We start from the raw sequence: 8821 nt of genomic DNA, 5'->3' as shown, positions 1-8821 counted from the left end.
GAGGTCTAAGCAAAATAAAGTTACTAGAATGCTAAAAGAACTGGAGAATTTGAAAAATCCTGTTGCTTCGGATACCGTTAAAAAAAATTAATGAATGAGCCAGAAAGAATGGATAGATTAGCTGACCTAAAAAATCACAAAAAAGACTCTGATATCTCGATGTAATTAATGTTTTTATCTTTTGTTTTTTTAATCACTTATCAACAACTTAAAAGCTTTTAATAGCTTTTAATAGCTTTTAATAGCTTTTAAGTACGCTACAGCCCTTGATATTCGTGGTCTGCAGCTCCCATTCAGGGACGTTTACCTGACAATAAAGGGACGTTTACCTGACAATAAAGGGACGTTTACCTGACAATAAAGGGACGTTTACCTGACAATAAAGGACTTATATATATACTGCGCTATAAGGACGTGATAATATTTAGCCGTTATAAGCAATTTTCGAGATTATAAAATGCCTAAGTCTAGTCTAATAGTTAAGTCTAATCGCCTAAATACAGCAATCCAGAACCTATCACTAGCTGAAGTAAGGCTTATTCAGCTAGCCATTATTGATGCGAGAGAGACTAATACCGGTCTAACCACTGATAAGCCCCTAAGAATAGATGCGGCTCGCTATGCCGAGGCATTCAATGTATCAAGACAAACAGCTTTTGAAGTCATTCTAAATGCAGAAAAGAACTTGTTTGAAAGACGTTTTTCATTCTTGAACGATAGAGATAGAGTTGTTAAATCAAGATGGGTTCAGCGTGTAGAGTATATAGACGATGAGGCAGCTATAGAGATTATTTTAACTCACGATGTAGTAAACGAAATTACACGTATAGATGGCTATGAAACGTTTTTTACTAAATATCTACTGAAACAAACAGTGGATATGACAAGTGTTTATTCTGTGAGAATCTATGAATTGCTGGTTCAATGGAGATCCGCTAGAAAACTACCATTTTTTGATATAGGAGATTTTAGACAGCAACTAGGTATAGGTAGCAATGAATATAAAGCTATGAGTGACTTTAAAAAAAGGGTTTTAGACTTTGGCTTGAAAGAGATTAATGATAAATCAGATATTTTGGTAACCTATGAGCAAGTTAAAAAAGGTCGTAAAATTATAGGCTTTAAATTTAAAGTATTCTCTAAAGAGAAGCCAAAAGCTATTTTAGAAGTTAATAAAGAGCGAGATGCCAATACGGCCGATATGTTCACTATTGACGGTTTAAATAACAATCAATTAGGGCGTATCGCTCGTAACCCTAGCTTTGTTGCTGATTATAATCATATGGTCAGCTCTACCAGTCCAGCAGGTCAAGACCCTAAAGCTTGGGAGTTTGAGATGATTAATCGTCTTAAAAAAGATGCTTCACAGTTTAAAAAACGTCCAATTAGAGATTATCTTGAATATAAAGATTATAAAAAATTGATTAGGTAAGGTTACCTAGTGAGGACTTGAACATTTGGCTGTAGCCCTAGTTTTTACAGTGAGCGTAGGATATTTAATTGAATAGGTGTATATCTAAGTGCACTTAATAAGTGAGCTATGTTGATAACACAGTATAAGCTAATCAATGTTAATCAGATAGCTTGATCATAATGATTAACATTATAAATATATCAAATAAAATAACGAACGGAATTTCTTCTTCTGTTATTCCAGTTGAAATCGTTGACTAAGAGCAATATTAGCTAGCATCTATATGCTATCGCAAAAAAAACATATAGATGCTATTAATAATTATCAATTCAGCCAACTACATTACAATAAGGTTTGTTTTTACTAGCATCATTGAAGAATGCTTCGGCACCTTTGTTTCCTTGTTCAACTAACTTAGCTTTCATTTCTCTAGTCATGTTAAAATCTACGGTTTTAACAGTTAATATATCAATGTGCATAGTACGAGCCCAATCTTCTGGACTAAGATGTATTTGTTCTTGAACACTTTGCATTGCATACATTAACGCCTTTGTATATTCAAAAAAATTACTGATTTTCTCCACTTCTTCTTTTTCTTTTATAGATTTTTTATTAGATTGTTTGTCGAAATAACTAATTTCTTTGGCAGTGTCTAGACGAAGTCCTAATGTTTGAGAGTTATAGAGCGAAAAATCATCTTTTAGGTGATCGTTAGCTCCTATTGATGGAGCAGCTTCTGCTCGTTCCTCTGCTGCAATGTATTTTAACGTATCAAATATCTTTACTGGATAATTGAGGATTACTCCACCATCAACATAACAGTCATTGCGTTCCCCGTACCTTACTGCGGTAAAATATAAGGGTATTGCCATACTGATTCGTAACGCATCCGATATTGCCATATCGGGATGATCTTCGGCTGAAAAAATCTCAACGTGTCCAGTTGAGAGATTGCTACCGGTTACATAAAACTCTAGCTTATTAGCATTAATTAAATCCTGGAAAGTTGCTCTTTTTTTACCTAATTTAACCTCTATTAGACCTTCTATCCATTTTATGAAATAGTCTCCTTTATTCCAACCGAACTTATGTATTAAACGATTTACATCAAAAACACCTAGGACTGAATTATCTTGAAACTTCTTGAAATCTGTATTCTCAAGAATTTCACGCTGTTCTTGCAATGAGTAACCTAATGCGTAAATTAATGCATTAATTGCTCCTGCACTTGTTCCAGCTACTCTTTTTATTCCTGAGAGACATTTTCTTTCTTCTAGTACTTGCATTGCACCAAGATAGGCGAGACCCTTTATGCCTCCACCCTCGAAAACTAAATTTCTAAGTTGAGTATTCATTTCTTCACTCCTTAAAAAAATGATAGTCGTAGTTGTATTGAGCGATCAGTTTTTCGAAGCACAATACCTTAAAGCTACTAATAATATATTTAATATCTAAATATACTTAAAAAACTATTCAAGATTATTAGATAGATAATTGCCAAAAATCATTTTAACCGCTTTGGAAGTATTAGTACCTGGAATTCCATCTACAACAAGAGTTACTTCATCGAAAGTATTTAAAAAGCATTGTAAATCTTCTACTCTCGGCTTAGCTTCTTCATTATTGAGGGTGAAAAATGGTTTATTTACAGGTGCTAATTCTGATAATGAATTAATTTCATTACGCTCTTCTAATCTTTGTAGCAAAGTAGCTGCTCCAATTTGTTGCGAAACAGCTGTTTCGCTCCATTCATTATCAGCAATATATTTTCCTTTAGTATAATGATTAGAGCATGACCATAAATAAGGACTATTGACATGTGAATAATACAATCGATAACCCCAGCCATTATAGCGCTCAAGCTCATAAAGGATACGCGTTAAAGACCAGTCGTTAACCTTATCTAAATTCTTACATCTCAGTGCATCCGTTGCACTTTCTTCCCATGAAAAAGGAGGTTGCCCTATTCTTGGCCTTCCTTTCGGTACTTTGATAGTTTTTCCAGTAAGTGGGTCTCCGTTATGCAAATGTTGTGTAAATCGTTGACCGCATTCCATATTATGAATTATCCCAATCACGTACCAAGGAATTCCTAATGGTTCTCCTACTGCTTGATAACGGGCTTTTTCCTTAACGATTTTATTTACGATACTGTCCACATCAGCCAGCTTGTCAGGACGGATTTTCGTGCACGTATATAAATCCTCATAGTCTTTCTTCAAAGTATTGTTAAATTCAATAGTTTTCATAGTTGTAACTCCTGAATTCAATTAATAACCGTTGTATTACTCACCATTGCGATCATTATCTTTAAAGAAATTATTTTAACTAATTTACATACAATATCTTATTTAATTATAAAAACAATATGCCCTTTTGTATAAAAAGTCTACAATAATTCGCTTAAACGAACATATATACTCATATGATTTTTTAAGCGAATTATCGTACTAGCATTAAAAAAAGAAAGAAAGAAAGAATAGAGGTGATATTATTAGTTGAAATTATAAGACAGGAATTTTTACGTCATAGTCAACGTACTCTTAAAATCAGTTTAGATGAGAGGTGAAAATATTGAATAGAATCTTAGATTTATGCTCACATTTAGGCGAAAGCTTAAGGGGTAATGGTATTGAGAATTTCGCTTTCCCTATGCGTGAAGTGGATAGTATTTTAGAGCTTTATAAAACTAATAGAGTACTAATTTTAGGTGGTGATATTTATATCAAAAATCTATCTGAAAATTTTGTTCCATTTTATGAAAACTGGTTTTATGAAGGCAATAATGTTGAAGATAGTATAATTAAAGCTCAAGACTACATTAGAATGTTTAAAGGAAAAGATTTATATGTCTGCTTCGTAGCCTAAAGACTAACAGTTCGATACCTGTATAGCGCATCGAACTAAATTAATGAGTTGGTAATTGCTAGTGGAGTAACAACCTTTCGAAAAGAATCAGATGTGGCACAGGACAAAACTTTCGTACCGAGCGCGTGGCGTAGTATCAATGTGGAAATGCGTGTAGCAGGAGGGCATTCTTAACTTGTTATAAACTGATGGCTAATAAGTCGCTCAAACACTAATCACATTATTTCCTAGATTGTCTTTAAATCTAAGAAATAAGATAATGTATAAATATTTTTTTGTAGTAATAATTACTAGGGCAAGTTGAACGCTCACAAATTGATGGTAATGCAGCTGCCGTAGCTAAATTTATAGCACAGGGCAGTTTTAGCATCAGTCTGAAAAAAGAGTGCTTCTTTTTTCACTACTTTAAAAGATAACTACTTTCAGTGTGACGATCAAATCTTCAATATGCGTTAATACAAATAAATATTGCTTATCTATATTATTAGTGTTATTAATAAATTGTTAGGTTTTTAATGTCACTAACAACCGGCTCATCATTATAATTTGTGATGTATTAATCAATATATTTAACACTTTGGTTTATAAAGTTAACCGTAGTTAAATATCAACTAATATGAGGTACTATTATGCCACCTAAGCCAATTAGTGAAGAAACAGCGCAAGAGACACACGACAGACACGTAGCAGAACAAAAAGATAGGGATTTAGGTACACGAGATACAGATGAAAATACAGATGAAAATACAGATACACCTAACTAACTAGATAGATAGAGTAAACTTTTGACACCCAGTTAAATAAATTTAACTGGGTGTTTTTCTATGCCTAATAACTACTGATAGCATGCTCATATCTCGCTACGAGTTATCCGAAAACCTTGTGCTTGTAGCACACTGAATAAAATAATACCCGCGCTTATGGCTCCCGAGTTTTTTGAGTAGTCGTGCGTTTTGTCATATTTCTCATCATAAGGTTTATTACTGGCACGATACGACGCTGAAGAAGCTGCTGATTGCTCTACCTTTCTAGATATTGCTTTGATCGCAATGTGAATAATTGCCATGATAAGTTACCAAAATATGGGCTTTTCCGTACCAGGTTTTTGGTGGTACTAGGGACTCAGCCATCCTACTTTAAAACATTTTTTTTATTCTTTCTATATCTAACTGATATAAATATATATTCACTTAAGCATATTTTTATATACATCATTTATTAATTAGCATATAAATGTTAAATAAGTATTTGGTATAAATCATATAAGTACTATTAAATCTTTATTTTGAACCGCCCCGAGTATATCGGAGGATGATTTACTCGGGGCGATTCACTCTTTATTTTATACCCATAGTTGATACACGCCATGTACCTCATTTCTTTGCTTGTAGGTATAAACATCAATATCAAATCTAAGCACAAACATGGTGTAACAGCGTGCCTTTCCTTGCTATATTAATATTATTAAGCTGTGATGTTAGCGCTGAATTTACAGGATAGTAAATCGTTATTTATCACACCATATCCAAGGAGGGGGTCATGAAAACAGTTAAGTTCATGTGTTCCAGCTTGCTCGCGATAAGCGCAACAATGGCTAATGCTGGAGAAGTTATCCGTGGTACGTGGCCTATTATCGTAGTAGGACCAGTAGCTGCTAAAACACTACCTCAAGATATTTATAAAGAAATTGGAACCATGAATGATAAAAGAGTCTTTATAAACATATCCGGTCAGACAAATAACCCAGTAACTGGCTCTAAGTCGAATGATGTCCTAAAAGCTTCGGAAATGCTGTCAACTCAGTTTTCTGACAAGGGTAATGGCTTAAATAGCGTGATAGGAACAGAATCAAGTGGTGGTGGTTATGTCTTTAATCCCGAACATGGTAGTGGTGTCCTTCAAGTTTTAAGCAAGCGGTCAATTAAGTCCTCTGACAAGGGCAATGGCTTAATCAGTGGCGGTAATAGAATGATGGGAACGGAATCAGGTGGTGGTTATGTCTTTAATCCTGAGCCGGGTGATGTTTCTGGAGTCTTGTCAATCAGGTCTATTGCCAAGGGTAATGGATCAAGCGGTGGCGATAGAGCACTAGGCACAATCAACCTCTCTACAATCCCTGAAGTAAATCCCTTCGATACCTCTAAAGCTTCAGGAATTCTGCTATTGGATTCTGTTGCTGGCTCAGAGCTGAGTGGCGGTGCAGGAAAGCTCTCTGGGGAAATTTATTCACTAGAGAACATTGCTCAAAAGTTAGGTGACATTTCTATAGATATAAATACAATACGGACTTTAGAGAATAAATAATAAGGCATACCCCAAGCCAACCAATTAATTAGACCCTAAATCGAGCTAATAGCCTACCTAATTCAGACCGATAAAAAGAAACTACCTATATTGGACTGTCCGTTCATATGAGCAAATAGAGTGAACAAAACAAATAAGCCCCTTGTATCTGCTGATACAAGGGGCTAACTTTTTAGTCATTATTGTTTTACATGAGTACGTTAAATATAAGCAAAATGTACAGCTAAATCATAAAAATAGGCATTCTATACTTTTTTACATCACCTACCGCTCAGAAATGGAACGACCCCCTAAAGGCTTCACATTGCGTCAGCAAATTACTGGTGATTCGTCCTTGTGGTTCTCGCATAAAAAAAATTTATTTTCTTTCAGCTTCAACCTGTCTTTTCATCTCATCTAGTGCCGCTTGTAATTCTTCAGCCGTCAGTGCTTTGTCTGAATCATCCTCACTGTCTGTATCGTCCTCTTGAATCGGATCACTACCGCGCAAATCAACAACAATTTGTTTGACGGCTTTCTGCTTGATCTCAACCTGACGACTAGAATCCTCTGTCGCGACAGATAACACCTTTAACCGTTTTTTATAGCGGTAGAGATAACTTCTTAGCGTAGACACCGACAAGTCTAAATCATGACTTTCAGCCAGTATCTCAACCACCCCTTCATGGGTGTAGGTATCCAGTAAACCCTCAATTACCTCATACAGTGACCGGAATTTTGAAAATTTTGTTCTTGTAGCCATCGTTACTCACCTATAAAAATATCAACCCTTATTACCCGTCTTTTGTAGGGAGAATACCGTAAAAGGTCATCATTATAGGCTATTTTGCCTCACTTATGCATTAAATCAGCATCGTAATGAGGTAGTAACGCTCTTATCAGCCTTTTTTGCAAAAGAGACTACGACAGGTAGAAAATAACCAATTTTTCTACCTGTTTTTTCTGGTCATTAAATTATTCAATTTAATGACTACACCATACGCACCCTAAAGGGACTGCCAAGTTGCTGATATTGCTAGAGTTATTGAAATCAGTTATAGAAAAATTGTACACAAATTGTTTACAAAACAGATGTTAGTCATTGATTTATAACGGAAAAGGATGTCTACAATTTGTAAACAGCGTCACCTCTAAAAAGTGAAAAATATCCCCTAAATAGCCCTTTTTTACCTCTTTTTGCGTCAAAAATCTTACTTTTCTAACAGCTGAATTTATGGTGTAGTAAGTACTCTTTAGTGAAATTAACCCCAATTATCAGGAAAAAGTGGCGATGAACTACGCAATTTTGAGGACAGCAAAATTAAAGACCATGGGCAACATCGGTAGCAGTCTGGCACACAACTATCGAACGATAGAAACGCCCAATGCGGATCCCAACCTGACCCCTAAAAATGAGCATACCGTTGCGACTCCTGAAGCCGTCAAAAAAGCAATACAAAACCGACTTCCTGAAAAAAGACGCGCTGATGCGGTGCTATGTATTGAGTATTTAATAACGGCTAGTCCTGAATGGGACGGCTGGGGAACTGACAAGGAAACTGAATTTTTTAAGCGAGCGAGTTTATGGCTGAGTGTTAAGCATGGAGAAGAAAACATTGCGGGTATCAGTATTCATCGGGACATAAGCACACCGCAGCTGGTCGCTTATGTGGTTCCCATCGATCAAAGGGGCAAGCTCAACTGTAAAGAATTTCTAGGCGGACGAGTTAAATTAAGCCAGATGCAAACTGATTTTGCCACTACGGTCGCTGATTTGGGGCTAACGAGGGGCAAGGAAGGCTCTAAAGCCAAATATACCAGCATCAAAGCGTATTACCACGACATTAACCACGCGAGAGACTTTACTATCACAGCTGAACCGCCCAAGCCTGAATTATTTGAAAGCAAGGCTAGCTACGGTGAGAAAGTAATATCAGCCGTTATTGAGCAAATAGAACCAACGGTGAAGGCAGCAAACAGCATTTTGACGGACTACGAGAAAGCGAGAGTAGATAAAAGCGTTGCAGAAGCAAGCTATGACACTCTTAAAAAACGCGTTGAGCCTTACTTGGTAGCGACTAAAGGGCTAAATCAAGAGGAGATTGCTAGGGTAAATGAGGCAATGCAGCTAGAAGGCCGTAAAATCGCTGTAGATAGGGGTAAAATTTAAAGCGCTACGAAGGTATCAAAATAGAGTCACACAACCTTTAAATCTAATTCTGTAGACAAATAGAGTGGTTTCTATAGCTCATTATT

9 protein-coding genes are annotated in these 8821 nt (G+C 35.9%); 5 read left to right on the top strand and 4 right to left on the bottom strand.

All coding sequences use genetic code 11. The features are described 5' to 3' along the window. Positions 1 to 457: 457 nt before the first annotated feature. Entirely contained in the window at positions 458 to 1432 is a 975-nt protein-coding gene (gene repM, locus H2245_RS11820; protein ID WP_182407614.1) for a replication initiation protein RepM, read from the top strand. Between the two features lie 311 nt (positions 1433 to 1743). Here repM and H2245_RS11815 read toward each other — a convergent pair whose 3' ends face one another. Both H2245_RS11815 and H2245_RS11810 read right to left on the bottom strand, forming a co-directional pair. Continuing rightward, entirely contained in the window at positions 1744 to 2769 is a 1026-nt protein-coding gene (locus H2245_RS11815) for a patatin-like phospholipase family protein (protein WP_182407613.1), read from the bottom strand. 114 nt (positions 2770 to 2883) lie between these two features. Then, on the bottom strand, positions 2884 to 3663 hold the full coding sequence (locus H2245_RS11810; protein WP_182407612.1) for a hypothetical protein: 780 nt from the start codon (positions 3661 to 3663) through the stop codon (positions 2884 to 2886). Positions 3664 to 3988: 325 nt separating this feature from the next. Here H2245_RS11810 and H2245_RS11805 point away from each other — a divergent pair, with 325 nt between their 5' ends. Together H2245_RS11805 and H2245_RS12170 are read left to right on the top strand one after the other, a co-directional pair. Then, entirely contained in the window at positions 3989 to 4282 is a 294-nt protein-coding gene (locus H2245_RS11805; RefSeq protein WP_182407611.1) for an Imm40 family immunity protein, read from the top strand. 629 nt (positions 4283 to 4911) lie between these two features. Then, the gene (locus H2245_RS12170; RefSeq protein WP_259365218.1) at positions 4912 to 5046 is read left to right on the top strand and encodes a hypothetical protein; all 135 of its coding nucleotides are present in this window, start codon (positions 4912 to 4914) and stop codon (positions 5044 to 5046) included. A gap of 86 nt (positions 5047 to 5132) precedes the next feature. Here the strand turns inward: H2245_RS12170 and H2245_RS11800 are convergent, their stop codons facing one another. Next, positions 5133 to 5348, bottom strand: a complete 216-nt coding sequence (locus H2245_RS11800; RefSeq protein WP_182407610.1) for a hypothetical protein — start codon at positions 5346 to 5348, stop codon at positions 5133 to 5135. 473 nt (positions 5349 to 5821) lie between these two features. Here H2245_RS11800 and H2245_RS11795 point away from each other — a divergent pair, with 473 nt between their 5' ends. Continuing rightward, positions 5822 to 6586, top strand: coding sequence for a hypothetical protein (locus H2245_RS11795; RefSeq protein WP_182407609.1), 765 nt, complete (start codon positions 5822 to 5824; stop codon positions 6584 to 6586). Positions 6587 to 6944: 358 nt separating this feature from the next. On the opposite strand, the gene H2245_RS11790 is transcribed toward H2245_RS11795, so the two are convergent. Continuing rightward, entirely contained in the window at positions 6945 to 7328 is a 384-nt protein-coding gene (locus tag H2245_RS11790) for a hypothetical protein (protein WP_182407608.1), read from the bottom strand. A gap of 528 nt (positions 7329 to 7856) precedes the next feature. On the opposite strand from H2245_RS11790, the gene mobV reads away from it, so the two are divergent. Next, positions 7857 to 8735: a MobV family relaxase gene (mobV, locus tag H2245_RS11785; RefSeq protein ID WP_182407607.1), complete on the top strand. Its 879-nt coding sequence runs from the start codon at positions 7857 to 7859 to the stop codon at positions 8733 to 8735. Positions 8736 to 8821: the final 86 nt, after the last annotated feature.

Source organism: Psychrobacter sp. GP33 (genome assembly GCF_014119005.1).
GTDB lineage: Bacteria > Pseudomonadota > Gammaproteobacteria > Pseudomonadales > Moraxellaceae > Psychrobacter.
The sequence above is the reverse complement of the archived record's forward strand: the minus strand, read 5'-3'. Positions and strand labels throughout refer to the sequence as shown.